Origin of the sequence: Porticoccus hydrocarbonoclasticus MCTG13d, assembly GCF_000744735.1 — a bacterium.
GTDB lineage: Bacteria > Pseudomonadota > Gammaproteobacteria > Pseudomonadales > Porticoccaceae > Porticoccus > Porticoccus hydrocarbonoclasticus.
Genome location: NZ_JQMM01000001.1, coordinates 544,582 through 566,884, shown reverse-complemented (window position 1 = coordinate 566,884; position 22,303 = coordinate 544,582). Strand labels below are relative to the sequence as shown.

Here is a 22,303-nt window from a genome sequence, read left to right as displayed (position 1 = left end):
CATATGATGACAGGAGAAAATTTGTACATTCCGGAAAAAACCGTTGGTGCGCCCTTTGTGGATGATCCCAAGATGCGCATGCGTGATGTGAATGTGTTTTATGGTGCGGACCAGGCTATCCACGGGGTCAGTCTGGATATCGGCAAAAACGAGGTGGTGGCACTGATCGGCCCCAGTGGCTGTGGAAAATCCACCTTTCTGCGCTGCATGAACCGGATGAACGATACCATTGATATTTGCCGGGTGGAGGGTAGCCTGCATCTGGAAAATCAGGATATTTATGACCCGAAACTGGATGTGGTTGAGCTGCGCGCCCGGGTGGGGATGGTCTTTCAGAAGCCCAATCCTTTCCCCAAGTCGATTTATGACAACGTCGCCTATGGCCCACGGATTCACGGTCTGGCCAATCGCAAAACCGATCTGGATGAGATTGTGGAAAACAGTTTGCGCAAGGCGGGGTTGTGGGACGAGGTAAAGGATCGCCTGGACTCTGCCGGGACTGGCCTCTCTGGTGGGCAGCAGCAACGGTTGTGTATTGCCAGGACCATTGCCGTCAGCCCGGAAGTGGTATTGATGGACGAGCCCTGTTCGGCTCTGGACCCGATTGCCACCGCCAAGATCGAAGAGCTGATCAGGGAGCTGAGCGAATCCTACACCATTGCAATCGTTACTCACTCGATGCAGCAGGCCGCCCGGGTTTCCCAGCGCACCGCCTATTTCCACCTTGGCTGGCTGGTTGAAATGAACGACACAGACACCGTCTTCACCAAGCCGCAACACGAGCTGACGGAATCCTACATTACCGGCCGCTTTGGTTAAGGAGCAGAGGATGGACAACTTGAATCTCGACCAACATATTTCCAGACAATTTAATGACGACTTGGAAGAAATCAGGACCAGCATGCTGGAAATGGGCGGCCTGGTGGAAAGGCAGGTAGCCGATGCGATTCGCGCCCTGGAGGATGCCGACAGCACCCTGGCGGATAAGGTCATGGAGGTAGAATCCAGAATAGATTCCATGGAGATGGACATCGATGACACCTGCACCACACTGATTGCCCGGCGCCAGCCGGCGGCCAGTGATCTGCGGATGGTACTCGCCGTGTCCAAGACGCTCCGGGATTTGGAGAGGATCGGCGACGAAGCCAATAAAATTGCCAAAATGGCAATTCTGCTCTCCGAGCAGGGCAGTGCGCCCCGGGGTTATACCGAGGTGCGCCATATTGGCAATTGCGTGCGCAAGATGCTCAATGACGCACTGGATGCCTTTTCCCGCTTTGATGCAGAATCCGCTATCGCCACCATGAAAGAAGACCGTCAGGTGGATATGGACTACAAGTCTGCCTTGCGTGAAATGATCACCTACATGATGGAAGACCCCCGCAGTATTTCACGCTCCATGAATATTCTCTGGACACTGCGTTCTCTGGAGCGTATTGGTGACCACGCCAAGAATATCTGTGAGCATATTGTCTATCTGGTTCAGGGCCGGGATATCCGGCATCGCGACCCCGATTGAATCACCGTAGCGACACGGCCAGACTCACTTTAAAAAACCGGACTAAAAATCCGGTTTTTTTGTGTGGCAACTGACCGTACACTTGTCTGCTGAAATAGCCCTGCGGAGTAGGTTCAGTGAAAGAACTGTTCGAGAAAAATGTTGCCTGGGCCGCGGCCCAGAAAGAGAAAGACCCCACCTTTTTTGAACGGCTTTTAAAACAGCAAACCCCGGAGTATTTGTGGATCGGCTGTTCCGACAGCCGGGTGCCGGCCAACGAGATCGTCGGCCTGATGCCCGGTGAATTATTTGTCCACAGAAATGTGGCCAATATGGTGGTGCACAGCGATCTCAACTGCCTGTCGGTGATGCAGTTCGCAGTCGAATATCTCAAGGTCAAGCATGTGATAGTGACTGGTCACTATGGCTGCGGTGGTGTTAAAGCCGCCGTTATGAAGCAAAATCTGGGATTGATCGACCATTGGCTGCTGAATGTTCAGGATGTGCAGTATATCCATCAGACCTACCTTACCGATGATGCCGATAAAGACCGGGTCATCGATCAGGTTTGTGAGTTGAATGTCATTGAACAGGTGGTCAATGTCTGTAAAACCAATATCATCCGGGATGCCTGGACCCGCGGTCAGCCGCTGACAGTGCACGGCTGGATATACGGTATCGCCGATGGTTTGCTGCGTGACCTGAATATGAACATCAGTTGTCGTGAAGAAATGCGCAACGTCTATCACGCGGCTGTCGAAGGCATCAAACAACGCTATGCCGAACCCTCCTGATCCCGCATACAAGAGCCCGAAACTATGAGCAATTTGGACGCCCCGGTTTTGCTATCCATGGAAGGAGCGGTAGCTCGCATCCTTCTCAATAACCCAGCCAAACACAATTCACTGACTGCCACTGGTATTGATCTGTTTATTGATTGCCTGAATCAGGTGGACGCCAACCGGGATATCCGGGTCCTGGTGGTTACTGGTCAGGGGGAGAAAACCTTTTGTGCTGGTGCATCGCTGGAAGAAATGACCTCAGGTGATATGACCGGTGATAAATTTGAGACGCTTACCGATCGCCTAACAGCCATGCCCATGCCGGTTATCTGTGCCCTCAATGGCAGTGTCTACGGAGGCGGCTCGGAAATCGCTTTGTGTTGTGATTTTCGGATAGGTGTTTACGGCATGCGGCTCAAGGTGCCTGCCGCGGAAATCGGTCTCTGCTATCCGCCGAACGGCATCCGTCGCTATGTGAAACGCCTGGGTGTCACCACGGCCAAACGGATTCTGGTTGCGGCGGAAGTGCTGGATGCAGAAATGCTGTTGCGGGCCGGTTACCTGACGCATCTGGTGCTTCAGGATGAGCTTGAGGTGGAAACCTCGAAACTGGTGGACACATTGACACCACTCTCACCGACCACGGTAGCGGCCATGAAACAGCTCTGTGATCAGATGGCGGACGGTAATCTTGATCTTGCCAGAGTCCTTGCTGTCACCTCGCAATGTCACCGCTCCGGGGATCTGAAAGAGGGGCTGGCGGCGCGACGGGAAAAGCGCCAACCGAATTTTGCCCGCCGTTAATCATCCGGTAGCGAAAACAACGCCGTATTGCCGCCGCGGGCGGTGGTATTTTCCGTGCGGGTTTTCTCGGTCGCAAAGGCCATCAGGTAGAGGGGGCCTCCGGCTTTCGGGCCCGTACCGGAGAGTCCGCAACCGCCAAAGGGATTGCTGCCCACCACGGCACCCACCATGTTGCGGTTGATATACGTATTGCCCACCCGGGTATGGCTGAACACATAGTCGGCAAACCGTTTCAGGCGGCTTTGAATCCCCAGTGTCAGGCCAAAACCACTGTCGTTGATTTGCGCCAGTACCCGGTCAATATCTGCGGCGCGATAGCGGATCACATGGAGGATAGGCCCGAACACCTCCTCGGGCAGTTGCGCCAGTGAGTCGATCTCAACCAGATGTGGTGCCACAAAATACCCTCGCGAGGGTATCTGCTCCGTTTTCAGACTCCCCAGTAATGTGCTTTCCCGACTTATCCGCTCGATATGGGCCATCAGGGTATCCCTGGCGCGCCCGTCAATCACCGGGCCTATATCGGTAGCCAGGCTGGCAGGATTGCCGACCTTCAGGGTTTGCAGTGCGCCGGTAAGTGTCGTCAGCAGGTCATCGGCAATATCGTCCTGAATAAACAGCACTCGCAGTGCCGAGCAACGTTGCCCGGCACTGAGGAAGGCCGAAGAAATCACATCATCCACCACCTGTTCCGGCAGGGCGGTGGAATCCACCAGCATGACATTCTGGCCACCGGTCTCCGCGATAAGCGGCACAATGGCACCGGGGCGACGGGCCAGCTGTCGCTGGATGATTTTGGCCGTAGCGCTGGACCCGGTAAAGGCAACGCCGGCAATCCGTGGGTCCGGCAGCAACCGTTCGCCCAGTTTCGCGCCCTCGCCGGGCAGGAGGTGTAACACATCGACTGGCACACCGGCCCGATGGAACAGCTCTGTGGCTTTGGCTGCCACCAGCGGTGTCTGCAGGGCGGGTTTGGCGATCACCGCATTGCCTGCCACCAATGCCGCTGCGGTCTGCCCGGTAAAAATGGCCAGCGGGAAATTCCATGGACTGATGCAGAGAAACACGCCGCGGCCTTCGAGACAGAGCTGGTTGCTCTCTCCGGTGGGGCCGGGCAGATCGATACCCCCGGAAAACCGGTAGCGGGCCTGCAGGGCGTAATAGTGGCAGAAGTCGATTGCTTCCCGCACCTCCGCCAACGCATCGGCAATCGTGCGTCCCGCCTCCTGCACAATCAGCTTCAACAGCGCCAGCTGATGTTCTGTCAGCAGCTCGGCCATTCGTTCCAGTATGTCAGCGCGTGCGGCACCGCCACGCTGGCTCCAGGCCCACTGTGCCGTGGCTGCCTGTTGCAGGGCTTTGGTCACATCTTCATCGTTGGCCATCGTGCAGTGGCCCACCACCATTATGCCATCGGCGGGGGACAGGACTGGCTGTGGGTCCCGCTGTACCCATTCCCCGCCCACCACAGGCCCGGCCCGGACAGGGATGGGTGTCTCGTTGAGTGCGGCAACCAGTGGTTCACTGATCAGTGGATTGTTCAGGTCCAAACCGGCCGCCCCGGCACGCTCTTCACCGGCGGCGCGGTAGATATTCACCGGTAATGGAATCAGTCGGTGGCGATGGGGCCTCACCGAGCGAATCTGGGGTAGCAGGGGTCTCACCAGAGAGTCCACCGACATCTGCTCATCCAGCAGGTGGTTTAAAAAGGAGCTGTTGGCGCCATTTTCCAGTAAACGCCTCACCAGATAGGGCAGCAGATCGCGGTGTTCGCCAACCGGCGCGTAAACCCTTACCGGTGGCAACTCAGCTGGCTGCCGTTGCCATTGCCCATAGAGCACCTCGCCCATACCGTGCAGGCGCTGGAATTCATAGGGGGCATCGCCGGCCAGCTGCTGAATGGTGGTGATGGTCTGGGCGTTGTGGGTGGCGAATTGTGGATAGACGGCTCCCGGTGCCGCGAGCAGCTGTTGCGCACAGTGCAGGTAACAGAGGTCCGTATGTGCCTTGCGGGTAAACACCGGGTAGTCGGCGAGCCCCTGTTGCTGGGCGAGTTTGATCTCTGTATCCCAATAGGCACCTTTCACCAGCCTGACCATGAATTGGCGCCGGGTTTCTCCGGCCAGTTTGATCAACCAGGGAATCACGGCCGGGGCACGTTTCTGGTAGGCCTGTAGCACAAAGCCCAGACCATCCCAGTCAGACAAGGCCGGGTCGCGGGCCAGTGCTTCAAAGATATCGAGGGATAGCTCCAGTCTGGCGGCCTCTTCGGCATCAATGCTCAGGCCGATACGGTGACTTCGGGCAGCAATGGCCAGCTCCCGGATGCGCGGCAGCAGTTCGCCCATCACCAGATCCCGTTGACTGAATTGATAGCGGGGGTGCAGGGCGGACAGCTTGACCGAAATGCCATCCGAGGTAAGGGGTGAGGTACGGGGTGTAGTCGCGTCCCGGCTGGCTTTGCCGATGGTTTCAATGGCGGACGCATAGGCCTCGAAATAACGACGGGCATCCGCCTCTGTGCGGGCACCTTCACCCAGCATATCAAAGGAAAAACGGGTATTTGGCGATGCTTCGTTATGGCCTCGGGCGATGGCTTCGGGCAGGCTCTGGCCCAGCACATAGTGGCTGCCCATCATCTTCATCGCCCGCAGCATGGCCCGTCTTAACACCGGCTCACCCAGTCGGCTCACCAGTTGTTTCATCCAGCGGCTGGTATCTGTGGTGATCTCTTCACTTAGGGGCAGTATCGCACCGGTCAGCATCAGACCCCACACCGAGGCATTGACGAACAGGGAGTCCGAGTGCCCACGGTGATTGGCCCAGTTGCCGTCGCGGATTTTTTCTGCGATCAACTTGTCGGCGGTGGCCTCATCCGGCACCCGCAGCAGTGCCTCCGCCAGACACATCAGGGCAACGCCTTCGCGATTGGACAGGCCGAATTCCTGTAAAAAGGCATCCAGCAGGTATTTACCCTCGGTTGCCTCACGGCAACTCTCTACCAATTGGCGGGCCTGGTTAAGCGATTGCTGTTGCTGCGCCTCGCTGAGGGGGAAGGCCGCCAGCAATTGCTCGACACAAGCGTGCTCATCGGTAGAAGTGGCCCGGCGAATTCGGGTTCTTAGATCAGTCAATGTCATGGCTATTCTGATGGAACGATAACCGCTGTGTTGAATAGGGGCGCTTGTGCTAAGTATGGACGCTGAACGGGCAATTTTCGAATAGCAAAGTTGATGATTACCACGGCTATTCTGTCGTTCCTGTAGTCCGTCGCGGTGTCTGCCCTGGTTATCTGATGAAGCATAAGCGGGAGCAATCTCAGCGCGTGCTAGACGCTCATACTGGCAACGTTGCCGTATTCTGCGGCGATTTCAAAACAAAGGACGATTGCACCCCGGATACCCCCTCGATACGGGTAATTTTATTCAACAAAAACTGCTGGTAGCCGTCCATATCCTCCACAACCACCTTGAGCAGGTAGTCTGCCGCCTGCCCGGTGATCAGATGGCACTCCAGCACTTCCGGGAAGTTGGCGACCGCTGATTCGAACCCTTCGAAGCGCTCGGGGATATGCTTATCCATGCTGATCTGGATAAAAGCCATCAGGTTTAATCCCAGCCGCCGGGCGTTCAGCCGGGCGGTATAGCCATCGATAACCCCTTCCTCTTCCAGACGCCGCACCCGGCGCAGGCAGGGAGATGGTGAGAGATTCACATTTTCAGCCAGGTCCTGGTTGGAGATGCGCCCTTCCTGTTGCAGCTTTCTCAGAATGGCCCGGTCGTAGGCGTCCAGTTTCATATAATTGCTCAATTAATATTTATATAAACATATTATTGCTTAAATAATAAAAATTGCCATACAAGTAGCAATAAAATGCCGCCGTTAACGCATTAAACTGTCAACCATCCTGAGAAAAGCAGTGGGCCAGAAGCCCCTGGCACCGACAGAGTCCCGCTACCCGCACCCTTTGCTTCGGTCGCCGGTTTTTCTCAGGGCCTTATTCGTCAACCGTGGAGAACCGTATGATCACCAATCCCGCCAGCAAATACCGGGCTTTCGTGCCAGTGCAATTGCACGACCGCCGCTGGCCCGGCCGCACCCTCGAAAAACCGCCTATCTGGATGAGCACCGACCTGCGGGACGGCAACCAGTCCCTGATCGACCCCATGTCGGTGGACACCAAGCTGCGTTTTTTCGAGATGCTGGTGGAGATTGGTTTCAAGGAGATCGAAGTGGCATTCCCTGCTGCCTCCGACACCGACTTCAACTTCGTGCGCCGCCTGATAGAGGAAGACCGTATCCCCGAGGATGTCACCATTGAGGTGTTGACCCAGGCGCGAGAGGATTTGATCGCCCGCACCGTGGAATCCGTGGTGGGTGCCCGGCGCGCCATCGTGCATCTGTACAACCCCACAGCGCCACAATTCCGCCGCATCGTCTACAACACTGATGTAGCCGGGGTGAAAGCTATCGCGGAGCAGGGCACCCGCTGGGTCAAGCACTACACCAGCCAGCATCCGGAGACCGAGTGGGTATACCAGTATTCGCCGGAGGTGTTTTCCGGCACCGAATTAGCGGTGGCCAAAGAGGTGTGCGACGCGGTCAGCGCGATCTGGCAGCCCACCCCCGAGCACAGAATGATTTTCAACCTGCCCGCCACGGTGGAGATGTCCACTCCCAACGTCTATGCCGATCAGGTGGAATGGATGGATCGTAATCTGGCGCGCCGGGATAGTATTGTTATCAGCGTCCACCCCCACAACGACCGGGGCACCGCCGTGGCGGCGGCGGAACTGGCGTTGATGGCTAGCGCCGACCGGGTGGAGGGCTGCCTGTTTGGCAACGGTGAGCGCACCGGCAATGTGGATATCGTCACCCTGGCCCTGAACCTCTATTCCCAGGGCGTGCATCCCGGTCTGGATTTTTCCCGCATCGAGGCCATTCGCCGCACCGTGGAAGAGTGCAACCAGTTGCCGGTGCATCCCCGCCATCCCTATGCGGGTGAGCTGGTGTTCACCGCCTTTTCCGGTTCCCACCAGGACGCCATCAAGAAGGGCTTTGCCCAGCGGGTGGAGGGCGAGATCTGGGAGGTGCCTTACCTGCCCATCGACCCCGCCGACCTGAACCGGGGCTACGAGGCGGTGGTGCGGGTCAACAGTCAGTCCGGCAAGGGTGGCGTCAGCTTCCTGTTGCAACAGCAATACGGTCTGGAATTGCCGCGCCGCCTGCAGATCGAGTTCAGCCGGGTGGTGAAAGCCTTCACCGACCGCGAGGGCCGCGAGGCCACCAGTGCCGATATCTTCGCCCTGTTTGAACAGGCGTATTTGCAGGATAACGGCGCTTACAGCTTCGAAGATGCGGATGTCACCACCCACAGCCACGGCGACAAAGGCGCCACCGAAGTGCAGATCCAGTTTATGGAGCAGGGCAAAGCCAGAACCGTCAATGGCATTGGCAACGGCACCATCGACGCGGCGGTAAAAGCCCTGGGCGGGAATATCAGTATCATCGACTACCACGAGCACGCCCTGGGAACAGGCTCAGAAGTTGAGGCCGTGTGCTATATCGAAATGCAGATCGACGACGGCTCGGCGATATTCGGCGTAGGGGTGCACCGCAATATCATCAGTGCGGCGATCAAGGCCATTTTCAATGGCCTCGGTCGGCACCGGGCAGCAGCGAGGTCGGAGGAGGAAATGGAAGCCATCGCCAGCTAATGCTGCTGCGCTGATGAGTAGGTTGGTGTGCTCATCAGCGTGGCGCTCATTAAAGCAAACTCATTTCCGGCTTTCCTGCCCAAGCCCCCTACAGATTACTGTGGGGGGCTGCTCACCTCCTTCTCTATGTCGGCCTCTCCACCGCCAGCACGACGAGCAAACCCTCGGATATCAGAAAACCCCAAGTCCCCGAGTGTTGCCTTCCACAAAGCACTATGAAATATTGGATCCAGCACAGGTACACTTCAATGGTTCATCTCTCGAAATGATGAATAACCAATTGATATTTAGCACATTGGAGAGGGTACCTTTTCTCACTCCGAATTATGGGGATGCGCACTAATAATTATTATGATGGCACTGTCATCATTAACATACTGTTATACAGGAATGGGAGTATCTAAGTAGTGAGCAAAAGTATCGATAGAGCGGTTTCCGTAATTCATACAGTAAAAAAGTGGATGTCATTTTTTGTTCTTGTTTTGATGACATTAATTGTCACTATTTCGATAGTAGAGCTCGGAATAATTTTATATTTGGATTTATTTGATCCTACAGATGATGTGCTTTTTCTTGAAATAGATGAGTTATTTAAAATCTTTGGTTTCTTTTTTATTATTCTCATTGGATTCGAGCTTGTAGAGACAGTAGAAATGTATTTTAAAGATAATATTATACATGCGGAGGTTGTTTTATTGGTGGCAGTTATAGCTGTTTCTCGAAAGGTAATTTTGCTAGATCTAGAAAAATATGATCCCTTAGCAATAATGGGCTTAGGCATTATTATTATCGCTTTAGGGGCTTGTTATTGGTTTATCAAGGTGAGTTACAGGCGAGCAAATGTATAAATTCGCTCAAGTAGGACTGCCTCACGGCAGCCTTTTATTAGCTTAGCGTTATACCTAAGGAGAGTTTTGCAACTAGAAGAAAAAATGGTTAAAGGGGTCGTAACGATTATTTTTTAACCACATTATCCGCTCATGTTTTCTGCGCTACATTGACACTCCCAGTAATTGGCAAAAGGAATTTGCAATGCCGAAAAAGACAAGGATGTACCTTCGCAGAATTCCTGCCCATATCGTACAGCGGGGTAATAACCGTGCAGTTTGCTTCTTTTGCGACGATGACTATCAGTATTACAAGGTATTGCTGGCTGAAGGGATGAAGCGCTATGCCACACTTATTGCCTAATGACCAATCATGTCCACCTGCTGATTCCTCTCAGGTAACCCGCAAGATTGATCATCAAATAATCGATACGACCCCTTTTCCTCTCGTATGAAACTTAAAACTATAAGTATCACGACATTGGCGATTATTGTTTCAGCATGCGCCAATCAAAAGCCAACGGTATCTGATAGCTACAAAAATCAATTGATGGCAATGGCCCCAAAAATAGAAAAGTGCGAGACCATTGATCAAGTCTACTCCGATTTATCTATTGCTCCACCGGAAGTGGTCGCCAACCTATCACCACAGGTCGTAGAAGTATGGAAATTAAAGGGGTGCCCTGATGGAAAGCGTAAAAGGGCTGAACTCCGCATCATGAATAACAACAACGGAACACGGTCGTTTAGTGAATACTAAAACCATAACAAGTAAAGGCAGCATGGCCCTTCGGGCTGGACGCGCTAACGCGCCTCTGCTTTAGGCGTTATGCAGTGAACCTCTTTAAAGCGCTCATCGTAAGTTGACGCTTACCAAGCTGGAAATTAATGAAAGATTTAAACTACTAATCTTAATCACTCAAATTGATTTGGGCTAACTGGAATGGGAGTAATTTCCTGTCATTATCCAGCGTCACAACCTCGAGCTCATGGAAGAGGCTGGCGTTGAAATACTTGTAAGTCCATAGATAATCGAACCCGTGTTTTTCCGCCTCATATCTATCCGATACGATAATAACTTTCATAATCTCAGCCATACGGATTGCCATATAACAGAGAGCGCAAGGCTCTCCTGAAGCAATTAATATCGTTCCTTTTAAAGAAAAAGTTTGTTCATTCCGTGAAGCCTCTCTTATCGCCTGGATTTCAGCGTGTGCGGTACAATCCAGATGCTTGGCGACTTGATTTACCCCTTTGCCAATAATCTTTCTATTCTGGTTAACGATAATCGCTGCAAATGGCAGCCCACCTGCCTTGACATTGCCAACAGCCAAATCAATAACGTTTTCTCCACACTTTATGAGAAGTTCTGTATCAATAGGGTCACACATTGGCGACCTCATTTTTTGACGATGGAGCCAGGGTTGAAATACTAAGTTCTAATGCAATACTTTCGGCTCGATCTTTTGCATTGGCTACTGACATGCGGTGTCTCTCGTCACCAAATTCCTGGTATTCAGAGGCAATCTCATAGATTGTGTCCACCCCTAAATATTTACTCAGTGTCCGTAGGTGCGGGGCCAGGTGACCAAGATCTTCTCTTATTCCTCCCTTTTCAAAACCAAACTCTCCGCTGGAAGTCACTATGATCAATGTCTTGCCCGAGAGTAAGGGCTGTAACGGGAAGTCCCCTCGTGAGAGATCGAAATCAAACGTTTTGTTTATGCGTACAATTTGATCGAACCACGCTTTTAGCTGAGCCGGCATACCGTAGTTATACATTGGTGAGGAAATCAGGATCACATCGGCTGCTGCCACCTCAGCTATCAGTTCATCTGATAGTGCCAGTCTCTCTTTCTGTGCCGGGGTTCTTTTTTCCTCAGGGGTAAACACCGCGCCAATCCAGTCCTGTGTAATGAAATCAGGCGGATTCACTCCAACATCACGATAGATATACTCATCTTCAGGACGATTCTGTCGCCATGTATCAACAAACCGGAGAGCGATACTTTTCGATATTGAGTCGTGATCCGGGTTCGGGTTGTTCACAGCTCTAACGCTAGAGTCGACGTGTAATAATGTGCTCATGTCCATTACCTTGGTTAATTAAGAACAGGCGCTATTTTGTGAGTCTGTATCGAATGCTACAAACGAAAGAATTACACGTATAGATGAGTTTAAATCATCTATACTATCGATGAACCAGTGATTGATTTGGAGATAGAGTTTGCAGGTATCGTTACAGGCGCTGAAAGCCTTTGAGTCGGCTGCCCGTCGGGGAAGTTTTAAGTTGGCGGCAGAAGAACTTTCGCTGACGCCAACAGCCATTTCACACCACATTAGCAACCTGGAAAGTCGGTTAAATGTAAATTTGTTTCATCGACAGGGAAGGCGGATATCACTCACAGGAACAGGTAAAAGATTAGCTAAAGCCACCTCGGAGGGATTTCGAAAAATTGACAGTGCCTTGGAAGAAGTGATGAAGGCTGGCACTGCGGTCAGGGTAACGACGACATCATCATTGGCAGCTATGGTGCTGATCCCCGCCCAGCATGAATTTGAACAAGCCAACCCCGATATTTCCATGGAAATATCGACTGGGGAGTCGGTCGACAGCCAATCATATATTATTCCAATTCGTTTCGGTGATGTCTCAGTCGCCAAGGATTCTGATGTCATCAGATATGAATCATTCAATGTATTTGGTGCCTATGGAATGACGCCTCCTTCCTGGTCAAATGAACCCATTACCCTTTTTACAACGGAGTGGAAAAATAAATCGTTACCGGATCCTCCACTAGCTGCTTGGTTGGAAACAAATGGCCTGGAAGGAGCTGATATTAAACTCAAAAAGTTTGATCAAGAGCTTTTCGGGATCCAACAGGCTATGGCAGAAAATGGACTTGTGTTCTGTTCTACGACACTCACTACAAGGCTTGTAAAATCTAACCTTCTACAACAATTTGAAACTCGACCGGTCAAATCAGACTTTTGCTATTACGTACCAAATAAGGACAGCTTCGAAACCAGAAGTGCAGCCAGATTTCTAAATTGGATCGAAGATATTTTGAACCAATAATTCAAGCGGGCACTTCTGGTCGTGAGAACAGCGACATTTTTTATTGCCTGAAGTTTGAGGGGCTGTTCTACAACAACAGGCAGGCCTCTTCAAACTCCAACCGCTTGCCTCGGGGGTGGAGTTTTTGCGAATCGCCGTAGCCGAGGTTGACCAGAAAGTTGGATTTCCAGCCATTTTCAGTAAAGAAAATCTCATCGGTTTTGCCGTTGTCGAAACCGGACATTGGGCCGCAGTCCAGTCCCAGTGCGCGGGCGGCCATGATCAGCCATGCTCCCTGCAGGGTGCCGTTGCGGAAGGCGGTGCTTTGGGCCAGTTCCTCGTTGTCGGCAAACATTTTGTCAACCCCTTCCATGTGTGGAAACAGTTCCGGCAGGTGGCGGTAGAAGGCTGGGTCGTGGGCGACGATAACGGTGACCGGTGCGGCCCGGGTTTTTTCGCGGTTGCCCTCTGCCAGTGCCGGTAGCAATTGCTGTTTGGCCGCCGGGGTGGTGAGGAATACAAACCGTCCCGGTTGGGCGTTCATGCTGGTGGGCCCCATGGCGGTGAGCTGGTAGAGCTGGCGCAGGGTATCGGCGGCGATGCCGCGATCCTGCCAGTTGCTGTGCGTGCGGGCATGGGTAAACAATTGTTGCAGAACAGTTTGGTCGAGTGGATTCATGGGGTTGTCCTCTGTTGGTGGTGTGCGGGAATATCGAAAATCAGCGCCAGAATGTTGCTGTTGGCCCGATAGGTCGTTACCTGATTCGGGTATAAGTCTGGGCCAAATTCCAGTGCGTCGCCGGGTTGCAACAGTATGTTCTCCAGGGTGATTTCACCTTTGACAAGTTGCACCCGGCGCTGCCATTGATCGGGCAGGTTTTGCTGGAGATGTTCTCCGGCGTTGAGTTGCAGTTGCCAGATACGGATATCCTGATCCAGTAGAAAGACTTTGGTATCCACGTCCACATCCGCCTCTCCGGCGGCGATTAGCTGCAGCGTCGCCGCATCGTCAAAATGGCGGACTTGGTAAGCAGGTGCTGTATTTTTGTGGCGGGGTGTTACCCAGATCTGTACAAATTCCATTGGCTCGGTATCACTGGCATTGAATTCACTGTGGCGGATACCGCTACCTGCGCTCATATACTGATAGTCTCCGGTGCCAAGTAAACGTTCATGACCGGCGTTGTCCCGGTGAACCATCTCACCCTGCGTGACCAGGCTGATGATTAAAGCGTCACGGTGACTATGGCTGGAGAAGCCGCCACCGGGAGCCACCCAATCCTGATTAACTACCCGCAGGGGGCCAAAGCCCATCCGCGCGGGGTCGTAATACTGGTTGAATGAAAAACTGTGATAGCTTCGGAGCCAGGGCAGCAGCGTGCTGCCCCGCTCGTTTGCCCGGATGTGTTTGTACATCTGCATGGTTCCGGTTAGTGGATTGATGCGTGTTTGCGTTGCACTGCCAGACTACCGTTGCCCTGTAGGGCAATGACCGCCGTGGTGATGGCGAGAAACAAGGGGTATTCCCAACCCCCACCGGCATTGCTGAATACCCAGCCCGCACCACTGTGGGCCCAGGTGGCACCCAGTGCGACGGGTATCAATGCCAGTGCCGCCCAGCGGACCTGATAGCCCAGCAGTAATGCAATACCGCCTATTGCCTCAACGATAAACGTGGCGTAGGCCGCTATAGCGGGTAAGCCGATGCTTGCAAAGAAGGCGGCTGTGCCGGGCAGGGTGAATACCACCAGTTTCAGGTACAGACTGTGGGCGATATAGATAACGCCAAGGCTGATGCGAAGCAGGGCGGTGCCGTGGTTTGCGTACTTGTTCATATTGCGATCCTCTATAAGTGAATGGGTTCAGGTGCAGTATGAGTGTTGCAAAAATGAAATATAATTCTCATTATGTTCAAACGATATTTGCAAAAATGCAAACAATAGCGGGGTGAGTTATCGTTATGGATAGTTGGGATGATCTGCGGTATTTTCAGGCGGTTGCGGAAACCGGGAGTCTTACGGGTGCCCGCAAGCGACTGGGTGTCAATCACTCCACGGTATTCCGGCGAATCAAGGGGCTGGAGGAAAAACTTGGCGTGCGTCTGTTTGAGCGATGGGATGCCCGCTATCAGTTGACCGGTGCCGGTGAGCTGTTGATGGTGCGAGTGGAGCAGGTTGCCGAGGCCATTGACGATGTGGATCGAATGATTCTCGGCGGTGATCAAACCCTGGAAGGCAAGGTGCGTATTACCTGCCCCGACGGTTTTGCCTATTACCAGCTGCCGCCCTTGCTTGCGGAGTTCCGGGCACTTTTCCCGGGTATTGAGATAGAGCTCCTTGCTGACAGTGACGATCTCAATCTGTCACGGATGGAAGCCGATATCGCCCTGCGTGCCACCAATAATCCTCCGGAGCATCTGGTGGGTCGAAAATTAATGACAATGCCCTGGCAGCTATATGGTTCGGAAAGATTCGCCCATGGCCAATCCGGGGTTTTCACGGCAAAGGCATTGAGTGGCATGCCGGTGATTGGCCCGGAGCGCGCTTTATTGCGGCTGAAACCCATGCAGTGGCTGGAAAAGCACTGTTCGGCAGACAGTATCGTAGCCCGCGCCAATACGCTGATGGGCATGGCGGCCCTGGTGAAAGCCGGTCTCGGGATTGCGTTGCTGCCTGATGATGTCGCCGATGGGTTGCCACCCTTGGGCACCCTTGACCGCGATTTTCATTCGGACCTTTGGTTGCTGACCCATCGGGATTTGCGCAGTAATGCCCGGGTTAAAGCCTGTAGCCAGTTCCTGACGGAAAGGCTGATGCACTAACGCGTCAACCAGTCAAAGCAGCAATTGGCAATCACTTATTAATACAGATGATTTGGAGTCAGATTAGAAACCTCATGATCGGCTTCAATGCCTGGCGTTATACTCCCCTCCACTGAAGGGCAATATTATGAATCTTGAAAAGTCCAAAAAGCGTATAGCCAAGCGCGTCAAAATGAGCCGTCAGGGCTATCCGGAAATTACCATAGAATATTTTGGCAAGGCTGCTGGTTGTGCGGATGGGGTGTCAGTGAAGTTCTGCCTGGAAGAGGGAGCAGAAATACAGGAGCAGCGTTTTTCCAGTGTCATCGATGCCCGGGAAGATGAGGCGATTCAATCCGCTATGGTTAAAATTATTGAACGTTCGGAAGCCATGAGTGTTGTACAAATAGAGGGTGTTACTGCTGTCGGTTAACACGGCGATTGGGTAGCGCTGTAATGTGGAAGCGTTAGTTGCGATGACTCTCAATAGTCATCAATGGTCATCCGCCCACAATATGATCCAAAAGGTGTTGCCAGTCCCTGTTACGGGTTAATGTAGCTGTTCCAGTTACACCCTGTTAATAACCCAACGACTTTCACGGAGAAAAGCAATGGAAAAGGCTGAGATTAGCGAAGAGATGATTTTCGGGTGCTTTGCGGCTGCCTGCCAGTCTGATGATATGGCCGGGACGGCGGCATCGTTTGTGGATGTGGAAGAGTACGAAAACCGGGTGATGTACCCGGAGTTTGCTCGTTGGGCGGGCAAGGCCGGTTATCCGGAGCTGGCGACCCTGTTCCGCAAAGTAGCCGGTGAGGAGAAGCTGCACGCGGTCTGGTTGCGGGCGCTGTACAGCGATATCGGTGTGCCGCAACGGGGTGAAGATACCCAGCGCGCTATCGACGCCCTGGAAGCTATTCGTAGCAATTGCGACGAGCTGATTGCCCTGAATCCCGACGGGGTAGTGGAAAAGGCATTGCAGGTGGCGATTCGGGTGGAAGAGCGGGAATACCAGGATATCTATCCCCGTTTCCGCGACCAGGCGCTGGCGGCGAACGACGCCGACACCGCAGCGGTTTACCAACAGGTGATCGATTCCGAGCGCCAGCACGCCCACTGGTTTCAGGCGGCCCTGGATAATTTCCGTTCACCACAAGCCCGGGCAATGGTCTGACAGCCTGTTTGAACGTTGAGCGTGTAGAGCAATTCTCATCGGTCAGATGGTGGCAGGCGCTCAACCCTGCTGTCTACCTTGTATCGATACTGCCCGGCGTCGCGGTCTGGCTGCTGGCGGAAAAGCCGCTCAGTCACACTGCGCTATGGTCGGCGACCCTGGCCGTGGTGCTGCTGCAACACGGTATCAACCTGCTCAATGATGCCAAGGACTGGCAGCTGGGCGCCGACACTTTCAAGTACGATTCCTGGGTGCGTATTCACGACGGTAGTGTTCGCACCGTCTTTTATCACGGTCTGATCAGTCTGACAGCTGGAGGTGCCTTGGGGCTGCTGGTGTTGTTGCTTGTCCAGCAGCTGTGGATTCTGGTTTTTGCACTGCCCCTTGCGGTGCTGGGGGTGTTGTATAACGCCGGGCAGCGTCCGCTTTCCTACACTGCCGCCGGGGAGTGGATCACAGCGCTCTGCTATGGCCCCGGCGTGTTTGGTGGCCTGTGGTTTGTTGCGGAACAGCCGTTTGGTTGGAGCTCACTGTTGGGGATGGGCGCGTTTGCGGCCTTTGCCACGGCGTTGCTGTTTTCCCACCAGCCGCCGCAGATCGAAACAGATCGGCAGGCGGGCAAACAGTGCTTGGCGGTGCGTCACGGTGCCACAGTCACCTATCGCGTTTCAGCAGTGCTGCTGGCAACCACGCTGGGGTTGTTGGCGCTGGCCTTTGGGCTGGGGTCGAGAGGGTTGGCATCAACTCTCCCTTTTGTGCTGGCGTCGGTTGTTGCCGTGATCTGGGTTGTGCGGGTCGGCCCCAATCCGAAGCGTATGATGCTGTCCTCCACCCTGGTGTTTCTGGTGGAGGCATTGAGCCGGACGTTTTAGTGCGCCGGTGTCTGTTTATTCGGCCACCTCAACAGACGAGACCTGAATGCGGTAGCGGGCGGCGTCATTACTATCCTTGAACGGGCCTATGCTGGTTTTCATGGACACCTGCTGGCCCGGCGATAACTGCCGCGGCCCATTCATGGTGGAACTACCGCCGGCAATATAGGCATTCACCATCTCGGTGACCTGCAGCTTCACATTGGTGACGGTGACCGGGCTGTTGTTTTTAACGGTGACGCGCAGATAGCCATCGTCCGTCAGGGACAACTGGCTGGTGATGTATTTGTGGGGAGCGGTGTCCAGTTCCAGTACTGCCAGCCGCGCCTGGGCTTTTTTGGCCATTTCACCACCACCCTGGGCAGCGGACTGAAAATAATTAATGGCATTTTTCTGATCGCCGTTTTCCAGTGCTATTTCACCCAGATAGTAACCGGCATAGGGTGTTGGCAGCAGTTGATAACTCTTTTCCAGATCACTGCGGGCAGCGGTTTTTTTGCCCTCCTCAAAGCGCAGTAGGCCCCGAGACAGATGGTGGCTGAAATAGTCGGGGTTTTTACCGATGGCAGTGGTAAAAGCCTGCTCGGCATTGCTCATGTTTTTCTGCATGGCCCAGGCATGGCCGCGCAATTCCCAGAAATAACCGTCATCGGGTTGAATGGCAATAGCCTTGTCCAGCTCACTGAGGGCGGTTTTCGGGTTATCGGCACTGAGTGCTTTCATCGCCGCTTCCTGGGCCTTGTAGGCGGGTTGGTCGCGTTTGATCTGGGCGATTTTGCGTTGGTAGAGCTCGCGATTAATGACGCCTTTGGGGAGTGTCGCGGCCTTGATGCGGTTGGCATCAACCCGCTCCTGTGAAGGGGGGTGGCTGGCGAACAAACCGCTGAGGAAGTCCTGTTGACGACCTTCGCTCAGTTTGACGAAGGTCTCCTGCAGCTTGACTGCCCCACTGGGGTCGTATCCGGCGCGGGCCATGTATTCCATACCGTAGGCGTCGGACTCCAGTTCGGCACTGCGGCCGTACTTGGCCATCCAGGCAGCCGCACCCATCTGTGCCACTTGTGAGCCCATTTCGCCGAGACCATAGTTTGAGCCCGCCGCACCCACAGCAGCGGCACCGATGCTCAACAGGGTGCCACGGGTCATCTGTGCGGCGCTGTGCCGGGCGGCGGCGTGGACAATTTCATGTGCCAGCACGGCGGCCAGTTGGGACTCATCCTCCAGTTCCACGAGTAGCCCGCGATTGATGGCGATCTTGCCACCGGGCAGAGCCCAGGCATTGGGCACCGAATTGTTCAGTACCACGAATTCGTAGGGCAGGTCGGGACGATCACTGACGGCGGCCAGTTTTTTCCCCACGCCGCTGACATAGGCCTGCACTTCCGGATCAATGATGTAGCGTCCCCCCTGGGATTGCTGGGAGGGGGCAAAGTTGCTGGCACCTATCGCCACTTCCTGCTCTGCCGACATCAGTGAGAACTGGTTTTCGCCGGTGACGGGGTTGACCGAACAACCACTCAAGAATACGAGCAACATTAGCGTGGATAAGAAAAGTGGCACGACCCGGGGCATGGATTCTCCTGACGAACAGATTGCGATCAACGCAGTATAATAGACCATGGTAACCTGTAATGATTTCATACATTGGATAAACCATGCTGACTGTTATTTCCCCCGCCAAGACCCTGGATTATGAAACGCCCTCGACCACAGCGGACTTTACGATGCCCGCTTATCTGGAGGATTCAAAGGCGCTGATCGACGAGTTGCAGCAGCTTTCGCCACCAAAGGTGTCGGAGTTGATGGGTATCAGTGCCAAGCTGGGTGATCTGAACTTTGGCCGCTATCTCAACTGGCAGCCGAAATTCACGACCAGCAATGCAAAACAGGCGCTGCTGGCCTTTAAGGGGGATGTGTACACCGGACTGGCGGCCGAGGGTCTTTCGGAGGCCGACCTGCAGTGGGCGCAGCAGCATCTGCGGATTCTGTCGGGGCTCTATGGTCTGTTGCGGCCACTGGATCTGATGCAACCCTACCGACTGGAAATGGGAACCCGTCTGGCCAATCCGCGCGGTGCTGATCTCTATCAGTTCTGGGGCAGAAAAATTACCGATGGCCTGAATGCTGAACTGGCGGCGATGTCGCGACCAGTGTTGCTGAATCTGGCCTCCAACGAGTATTTCAGAGCTGTGCAGCCGGGTTTGCTGAATGCCGACATCATTACCCCGGTATTCAAGGACTGGAAAAACGGCAAATACAAAATCATCAGTTTTTACGCCAAAAAGGCTCGTGGATTGATGAGCCGTTACCTGATTGAACAGCGTATTGATGACCCCGAGGGCGTCAAGGCGTTCGATCTCGGTGGCTATGCGTTTCAGTCCGCCATGTCGTCAGCTCGGGAATGGGTATTCACTCGGGACGTGGCGGAGCAGGAAGGATGATGGTGAAACCTTTTTCTCAGGCCTGCGAAAATAACCGGCAGCCGATTTTTCAGGTGCTACAGGCGGTGTTGGCATCTTCTCGTCACGTACTTGAGCTGGGTAGTGGCACCGGTCAGCACGCTGTGTACTTTGCCCCCCAATTGCCTCACTTGATCTGGCAAACCTCTGACCTGGCAGTGAACCACGAGGCTATCAACAGCTGGATTGATGAGCATCCAGCCGAAAACCTGCGCCGTCCGCTGGTGTTGGACGTAGATCAGCAACCCTGGCCGGTGACTGGTGCCGATGCGGTCTTTACCGCCAACACCTGCCACATCATGTCCTGGCAATCGGTGATTGGGCTGTTTGCCGGGCTGGAAAAGCTGCTGCAGCCGGGTGCACATGTGGTGATTTACGGGCCCTTTAACTATGGCGGTGAATTTACCAGTGACAGCAATGCCCGCTTTGATCAGATGCTAAAGCAGAATGCCCCGTACCGGGGAATCCGTGATTTCGAAGCGATTAATGGTTTGGCCGATGAGGCCGGGCTGACATTGCTGGACGACCATGCCATGCCGGCAAATAACCGTCTGCTGGTCTGGCAGCGGAGGTAGGCGTCGGAAGATTCCGAATCAACGGGGCTGAATGGGTGTTATTTTCGCCCCTTCGATGGTCAGGTTGTACATCAATCCCTTGTTGGAGAAGACGAAGCCGATAATCGGTTGCTGGAACGTTTTGGTATCAATTTCTTCCGCAGCTCCGAAGTTGGCAATGGCGACGCTGCCGTCAACACCGGCTTCCCAACCTTGGCTGTTGCGGAATTTTTGCAAGGCGTCATCGGTCATGAAAAGGATGACCTGGGATTTTTTCTGAACGCCCAGTTGCAGCCCCAGTGATGCCGAGGCAATGTTGTAATATCCCACTGTATTGCCGCCAATTCGCAAAGCGCCTTCACCATATTCCCCGCCGACCCAGAAACCGGCCTTGTAGATTTTCGGGAAAACCAGCATGCCCTTGGCGCGGGAGGCCAGTTCTCGTCCTGCAGAGGATTGCTTGTAAAAATCGGCCAGGGTTTCCTGCACAAACAGGTCGATTTCCAGCTTGCTGGATGCCTGACTGGCAGCGGGCAGTAACAGCAGACTGAAGACCAGTAACCAGACAGGGGTTTTCACGGGTAGAGTCCTCCACAGGGGGAACAGGGTGAGTTTATAGGTCGACAGATTTGTATGGTAACTGTCGCCGGGCTTCCTGAATATAGTTAAGTACGTATTGACGCTCTTCCTTCAGAAACCGACCGATAGCATAGGCAAAGTCGGGGTGCCTGATCCAGTGGACAGAACAATTTTCAGTGGGTTCGAAACCCCGTTTGATTTTGTGCTCACCCTGGGCTCCGGCATCGAACGTGCCTAATCCGCGTTCAATGGCAAATTCGATACCCTGATAGTAGCAAAGTTCAAAATGCAGGAAATCGTACTCGCGAGTGCATCCCCAGTAACGACCATAGAGGTTATTCTGATCGTGGAAGAACAGGGCGGCGGCGACTTTTTCGTCCCCCTCCATGGCGACGACCATCATCACCTGATCGGGCATGATTTGGCCCAGTTGGTGGAAGAAGGCCTGGGTCAGATAGCCGCTGTTGCCGCTGTGCTTGAGGTAGGTGCGATGATAGAGCACGAAGAAGAATTCCCACCAGTCGGCACTGATCTGTTCACCGGTGAGTCGTTCGACAAGTAGGCCGGCACGCCTGAGGGTGTGTCGCTCCCGGTTGATATTCTTGCGCTTTCTTGAGGAAAACGTGTCGGTAAAATCGGTAAAATCACGATAATCTCGGTTATTCCAGAGATATTGAACGCCACTGCGCAGCATCCCCCCTGCCGTTTGCAGAGCGTCCGACAGTGTCGCGTGAGGAAACAGCAAGTGCCAGCCGGTGGCGCCCTGCTGCCCTGCCAGTTGCTGGATCGCCGTCAGCAGTATTGGGCTGATATCGCTCAGACTGATACCGGGCAACAGTCCGAGGCGCGGCCCGCACGCCGGCGTGAATGGCACCGCGCTGAGCAGCTTCGGGTAATAGTCGAGGCGGCGCCCGTGGTAGGCCTCCGCCCAGGCCCAATCGAATACGTATTCGCCCCGCGAGTGTGTTTTACGGTAGAGCGGAAGTGCGGCAACGGTGACCTCGTCCTGGCTCAGCAACAGGTGTTGTGGGTGCCAGCCCGTCTGGGTACAGGCGCTGCCAGAGTTTTCCAGCAGAGAGAGGAAGCGGTGCTGTAAAAAAGGGTAGTCACTGTCGAACAGCGTATCCCAGTCCCGGGCGTCACACTGGTCAATGCTGTCGAGAACACGTATGTCCAATGTC

Annotated in this window: 25 protein-coding genes; 15 read left to right on the top strand and 10 right to left on the bottom strand. The window is 54.0% G+C overall.

Features of this window, described 5'->3' with window-relative positions; translation table 11 throughout:
• The first annotated feature begins 3 nt into the window (after positions 1-3).
• From pstB to U740_RS02765, 4 genes are all read left to right on the top strand, one after another.
• Positions 4-819, top strand: coding sequence for a phosphate ABC transporter ATP-binding protein PstB (gene pstB, locus U740_RS02780; protein WP_200877093.1), 816 nt, complete (start codon positions 4-6; stop codon positions 817-819).
• Positions 820-829: 10 nt separating this feature from the next.
• Entirely contained in the window at positions 830-1,519 is a 690-nt protein-coding gene (phoU, locus tag U740_RS02775) for a phosphate signaling complex protein PhoU (RefSeq protein WP_036858797.1), read from the top strand.
• Positions 1,520-1,635: 116 nt separating this feature from the next.
• Complete coding sequence (can, locus tag U740_RS02770; RefSeq protein ID WP_036858796.1) at positions 1,636-2,292, top strand: carbonate dehydratase; 657 nt, start codon at positions 1,636-1,638, stop codon at positions 2,290-2,292.
• A gap of 24 nt (positions 2,293-2,316) precedes the next feature.
• Positions 2,317-3,084, top strand: a complete 768-nt coding sequence (locus tag U740_RS02765; RefSeq protein WP_036858795.1) for an enoyl-CoA hydratase/isomerase family protein — start codon at positions 2,317-2,319, stop codon at positions 3,082-3,084.
• Here the strand turns inward: U740_RS02765 and putA are convergent.
• Complete coding sequence (gene putA, locus U740_RS02760) at positions 3,081-6,224, bottom strand: bifunctional proline dehydrogenase/L-glutamate gamma-semialdehyde dehydrogenase PutA (protein ID WP_036858794.1); 3,144 nt, start codon at positions 6,222-6,224, stop codon at positions 3,081-3,083. The two genes, U740_RS02765 and putA, sit on opposite strands and share 4 nt — an antisense overlap.
• Before the next feature lie 196 nt (positions 6,225-6,420).
• Positions 6,421-6,882 carry an Lrp/AsnC family transcriptional regulator gene (locus tag U740_RS02755; RefSeq protein WP_036858793.1) on the bottom strand — a complete coding sequence of 154 codons (462 nt, stop codon included), beginning with the start codon at positions 6,880-6,882 and terminating at the stop codon, positions 6,421-6,423.
• A 224-nt stretch (positions 6,883-7,106) separates the two neighbouring features.
• On the opposite strand from U740_RS02755, the gene leuA reads away from it, so the two are divergent.
• From leuA to U740_RS12095, 4 genes are all read left to right on the top strand, one after another.
• Positions 7,107-8,801, top strand: a complete 1,695-nt coding sequence (gene leuA, locus U740_RS02750) for a 2-isopropylmalate synthase (protein ID WP_051921156.1) — start codon at positions 7,107-7,109, stop codon at positions 8,799-8,801.
• A gap of 407 nt (positions 8,802-9,208) precedes the next feature.
• Positions 9,209-9,649 carry a phosphate-starvation-inducible PsiE family protein gene (locus U740_RS02745; RefSeq protein ID WP_051921155.1) on the top strand — a complete coding sequence of 147 codons (441 nt, stop codon included), beginning with the start codon at positions 9,209-9,211 and terminating at the stop codon, positions 9,647-9,649.
• A gap of 184 nt (positions 9,650-9,833) precedes the next feature.
• The gene (locus U740_RS11980; protein ID WP_200877027.1) at positions 9,834-9,992 is read left to right on the top strand and encodes a hypothetical protein; all 159 of its coding nucleotides are present in this window, start codon (positions 9,834-9,836) and stop codon (positions 9,990-9,992) included.
• 117 nt (positions 9,993-10,109) lie between these two features.
• Entirely contained in the window at positions 10,110-10,388 is a 279-nt protein-coding gene (locus U740_RS12095; protein ID WP_152556778.1) for a hypothetical protein, read from the top strand.
• Positions 10,389-10,539: 151 nt separating this feature from the next.
• Here U740_RS12095 and U740_RS02740 read toward each other — a convergent pair whose 3' ends face one another.
• Positions 10,540-11,019 (bottom strand): nucleoside deaminase, encoded by a 480-nt coding sequence (locus tag U740_RS02740; protein WP_051921154.1) that lies wholly within the window; start codon positions 11,017-11,019, stop codon positions 10,540-10,542.
• Positions 11,012-11,716, bottom strand: a complete 705-nt coding sequence (locus U740_RS02735) for an FMN-dependent NADH-azoreductase (protein WP_036858792.1) — start codon at positions 11,714-11,716, stop codon at positions 11,012-11,014. The genes U740_RS02740 and U740_RS02735 overlap by 8 nt, the downstream gene beginning before the upstream one ends.
• A 139-nt stretch (positions 11,717-11,855) precedes the next feature.
• Between U740_RS02735 and U740_RS02730 the strand changes: the two genes are divergently transcribed.
• Complete coding sequence (locus tag U740_RS02730) at positions 11,856-12,707, top strand: LysR family transcriptional regulator (RefSeq protein ID WP_036858790.1); 852 nt, start codon at positions 11,856-11,858, stop codon at positions 12,705-12,707.
• Positions 12,708-12,774: 67 nt separating this feature from the next.
• On the opposite strand, the gene U740_RS02725 is transcribed toward U740_RS02730, so the two are convergent.
• The 3 genes from U740_RS02725 to U740_RS02715 are packed head-to-tail and all read right to left on the bottom strand — an operon-like array spanning position 12,775 to position 14,521.
• Positions 12,775-13,365: a malonic semialdehyde reductase gene (locus U740_RS02725; RefSeq protein ID WP_036858789.1), complete on the bottom strand. Its 591-nt coding sequence runs from the start codon at positions 13,363-13,365 to the stop codon at positions 12,775-12,777.
• On the bottom strand, positions 13,362-14,102 hold the full coding sequence (locus U740_RS02720; protein WP_036858788.1) for a pirin family protein: 741 nt from the start codon (positions 14,100-14,102) through the stop codon (positions 13,362-13,364). Before U740_RS02720 ends, U740_RS02725 begins: the two co-directional genes overlap by 4 nt.
• Before the next feature lie 14 nt (positions 14,103-14,116).
• The gene (locus tag U740_RS02715) at positions 14,117-14,521 is read right to left on the bottom strand and encodes a DoxX family protein (RefSeq protein WP_036858787.1); all 405 of its coding nucleotides are present in this window, start codon (positions 14,519-14,521) and stop codon (positions 14,117-14,119) included.
• A gap of 125 nt (positions 14,522-14,646) precedes the next feature.
• On the opposite strand from U740_RS02715, the gene U740_RS02710 reads away from it, so the two are divergent.
• The 4 genes from U740_RS02710 (at position 14,647) to U740_RS02695 (ending at position 17,530) form a co-directional block, all read left to right on the top strand.
• Complete coding sequence (locus U740_RS02710; protein ID WP_036858786.1) at positions 14,647-15,507, top strand: LysR family transcriptional regulator; 861 nt, start codon at positions 14,647-14,649, stop codon at positions 15,505-15,507.
• A gap of 127 nt (positions 15,508-15,634) precedes the next feature.
• Positions 15,635-15,919, top strand: coding sequence for a hypothetical protein (locus tag U740_RS02705; RefSeq protein ID WP_036858785.1), 285 nt, complete (start codon positions 15,635-15,637; stop codon positions 15,917-15,919).
• A 178-nt stretch (positions 15,920-16,097) separates the two neighbouring features.
• Positions 16,098-16,658 carry a ferritin family protein gene (locus tag U740_RS02700; RefSeq protein WP_036858784.1) on the top strand — a complete coding sequence of 187 codons (561 nt, stop codon included), beginning with the start codon at positions 16,098-16,100 and terminating at the stop codon, positions 16,656-16,658.
• An 8-nt stretch (positions 16,659-16,666) separates the two neighbouring features.
• A complete protein-coding gene (locus U740_RS02695; protein WP_036858783.1) occupies positions 16,667-17,530 on the top strand; it encodes a UbiA family prenyltransferase in 864 nt (287 codons plus the stop codon).
• Positions 17,531-17,545: 15 nt separating this feature from the next.
• On the opposite strand, the gene U740_RS02690 is transcribed toward U740_RS02695, so the two are convergent.
• Positions 17,546-19,171 (bottom strand): M48 family metalloprotease, encoded by a 1,626-nt coding sequence (locus U740_RS02690; protein WP_235189800.1) that lies wholly within the window; start codon positions 19,169-19,171, stop codon positions 17,546-17,548.
• 14 nt (positions 19,172-19,185) lie between these two features.
• Here U740_RS02690 and yaaA point away from each other — a divergent pair, with 14 nt between their 5' ends.
• Together yaaA and U740_RS02680 are read left to right on the top strand one after the other, a co-directional pair.
• Positions 19,186-19,971 (top strand): peroxide stress protein YaaA, encoded by a 786-nt coding sequence (yaaA, locus tag U740_RS02685; RefSeq protein ID WP_036858781.1) that lies wholly within the window; start codon positions 19,186-19,188, stop codon positions 19,969-19,971.
• A complete protein-coding gene (locus U740_RS02680) occupies positions 19,971-20,564 on the top strand; it encodes a DUF938 domain-containing protein (protein ID WP_051921153.1) in 594 nt (197 codons plus the stop codon). The genes yaaA and U740_RS02680 overlap by 1 nt, the downstream gene beginning before the upstream one ends.
• Before the next feature lie 18 nt (positions 20,565-20,582).
• On the opposite strand, the gene U740_RS02675 is transcribed toward U740_RS02680, so the two are convergent.
• A complete protein-coding gene (locus U740_RS02675; protein ID WP_036858779.1) occupies positions 20,583-21,122 on the bottom strand; it encodes a BPSL1445 family SYLF domain-containing lipoprotein in 540 nt (179 codons plus the stop codon).
• Positions 21,123-21,156: 34 nt separating this feature from the next.
• Positions 21,157-22,299, bottom strand: a complete 1,143-nt coding sequence (locus U740_RS02670; protein ID WP_051921152.1) for a GNAT family N-acetyltransferase — start codon at positions 22,297-22,299, stop codon at positions 21,157-21,159.
• Between the last annotated feature and the right edge of the window lie 4 nt (positions 22,300-22,303).

What these genes read in the sequence shown, in the direction of transcription:
- pstB (WP_200877093.1), top strand. Translation starts at nt 4, where the DNA reads ATGATGACAGGAGAAAATTTGTACATTCCGGAAAAAACCGTTGGTGCG.
- phoU (WP_036858797.1), top strand. Translation starts at nt 830, where the DNA reads ATGGACAACTTGAATCTCGACCAACATATTTCCAGACAATTTAATGAC.
- U740_RS02765 (WP_036858795.1), top strand. Translation starts at nt 2,317, where the DNA reads ATGAGCAATTTGGACGCCCCGGTTTTGCTATCCATGGAAGGAGCGGTA.
- putA (WP_036858794.1), bottom strand. Translation starts at nt 6,224, where the DNA reads ATGACATTGACTGATCTAAGAACCCGAATTCGCCGGGCCACTTCTACC.
- U740_RS02755 (WP_036858793.1), bottom strand. Translation starts at nt 6,882, where the DNA reads ATGAAACTGGACGCCTACGACCGGGCCATTCTGAGAAAGCTGCAACAG.
- leuA (WP_051921156.1), top strand. Translation starts at nt 7,107, where the DNA reads ATGATCACCAATCCCGCCAGCAAATACCGGGCTTTCGTGCCAGTGCAA.
- U740_RS11980 (WP_200877027.1), top strand. Translation starts at nt 9,834, where the DNA reads ATGCCGAAAAAGACAAGGATGTACCTTCGCAGAATTCCTGCCCATATC.
- U740_RS02740 (WP_051921154.1), bottom strand. Translation starts at nt 11,019, where the DNA reads ATGTGTGACCCTATTGATACAGAACTTCTCATAAAGTGTGGAGAAAAC.
- U740_RS02735 (WP_036858792.1), bottom strand. Translation starts at nt 11,716, where the DNA reads ATGAGCACATTATTACACGTCGACTCTAGCGTTAGAGCTGTGAACAAC.
- U740_RS02725 (WP_036858789.1), bottom strand. Translation starts at nt 13,365, where the DNA reads ATGAATCCACTCGACCAAACTGTTCTGCAACAATTGTTTACCCATGCC.
- U740_RS02720 (WP_036858788.1), bottom strand. Translation starts at nt 14,102, where the DNA reads ATGTACAAACACATCCGGGCAAACGAGCGGGGCAGCACGCTGCTGCCC.
- U740_RS02715 (WP_036858787.1), bottom strand. Translation starts at nt 14,521, where the DNA reads ATGAACAAGTACGCAAACCACGGCACCGCCCTGCTTCGCATCAGCCTT.
- U740_RS02710 (WP_036858786.1), top strand. Translation starts at nt 14,647, where the DNA reads ATGGATAGTTGGGATGATCTGCGGTATTTTCAGGCGGTTGCGGAAACC.
- U740_RS02705 (WP_036858785.1), top strand. Translation starts at nt 15,635, where the DNA reads ATGAATCTTGAAAAGTCCAAAAAGCGTATAGCCAAGCGCGTCAAAATG.
- U740_RS02700 (WP_036858784.1), top strand. Translation starts at nt 16,098, where the DNA reads ATGGAAAAGGCTGAGATTAGCGAAGAGATGATTTTCGGGTGCTTTGCG.
- U740_RS02690 (WP_235189800.1), bottom strand. Translation starts at nt 19,171, where the DNA reads ATGAAATCATTACAGGTTACCATGGTCTATTATACTGCGTTGATCGCA.
- yaaA (WP_036858781.1), top strand. Translation starts at nt 19,186, where the DNA reads ATGCTGACTGTTATTTCCCCCGCCAAGACCCTGGATTATGAAACGCCC.
- U740_RS02680 (WP_051921153.1), top strand. Translation starts at nt 19,971, where the DNA reads ATGGTGAAACCTTTTTCTCAGGCCTGCGAAAATAACCGGCAGCCGATT.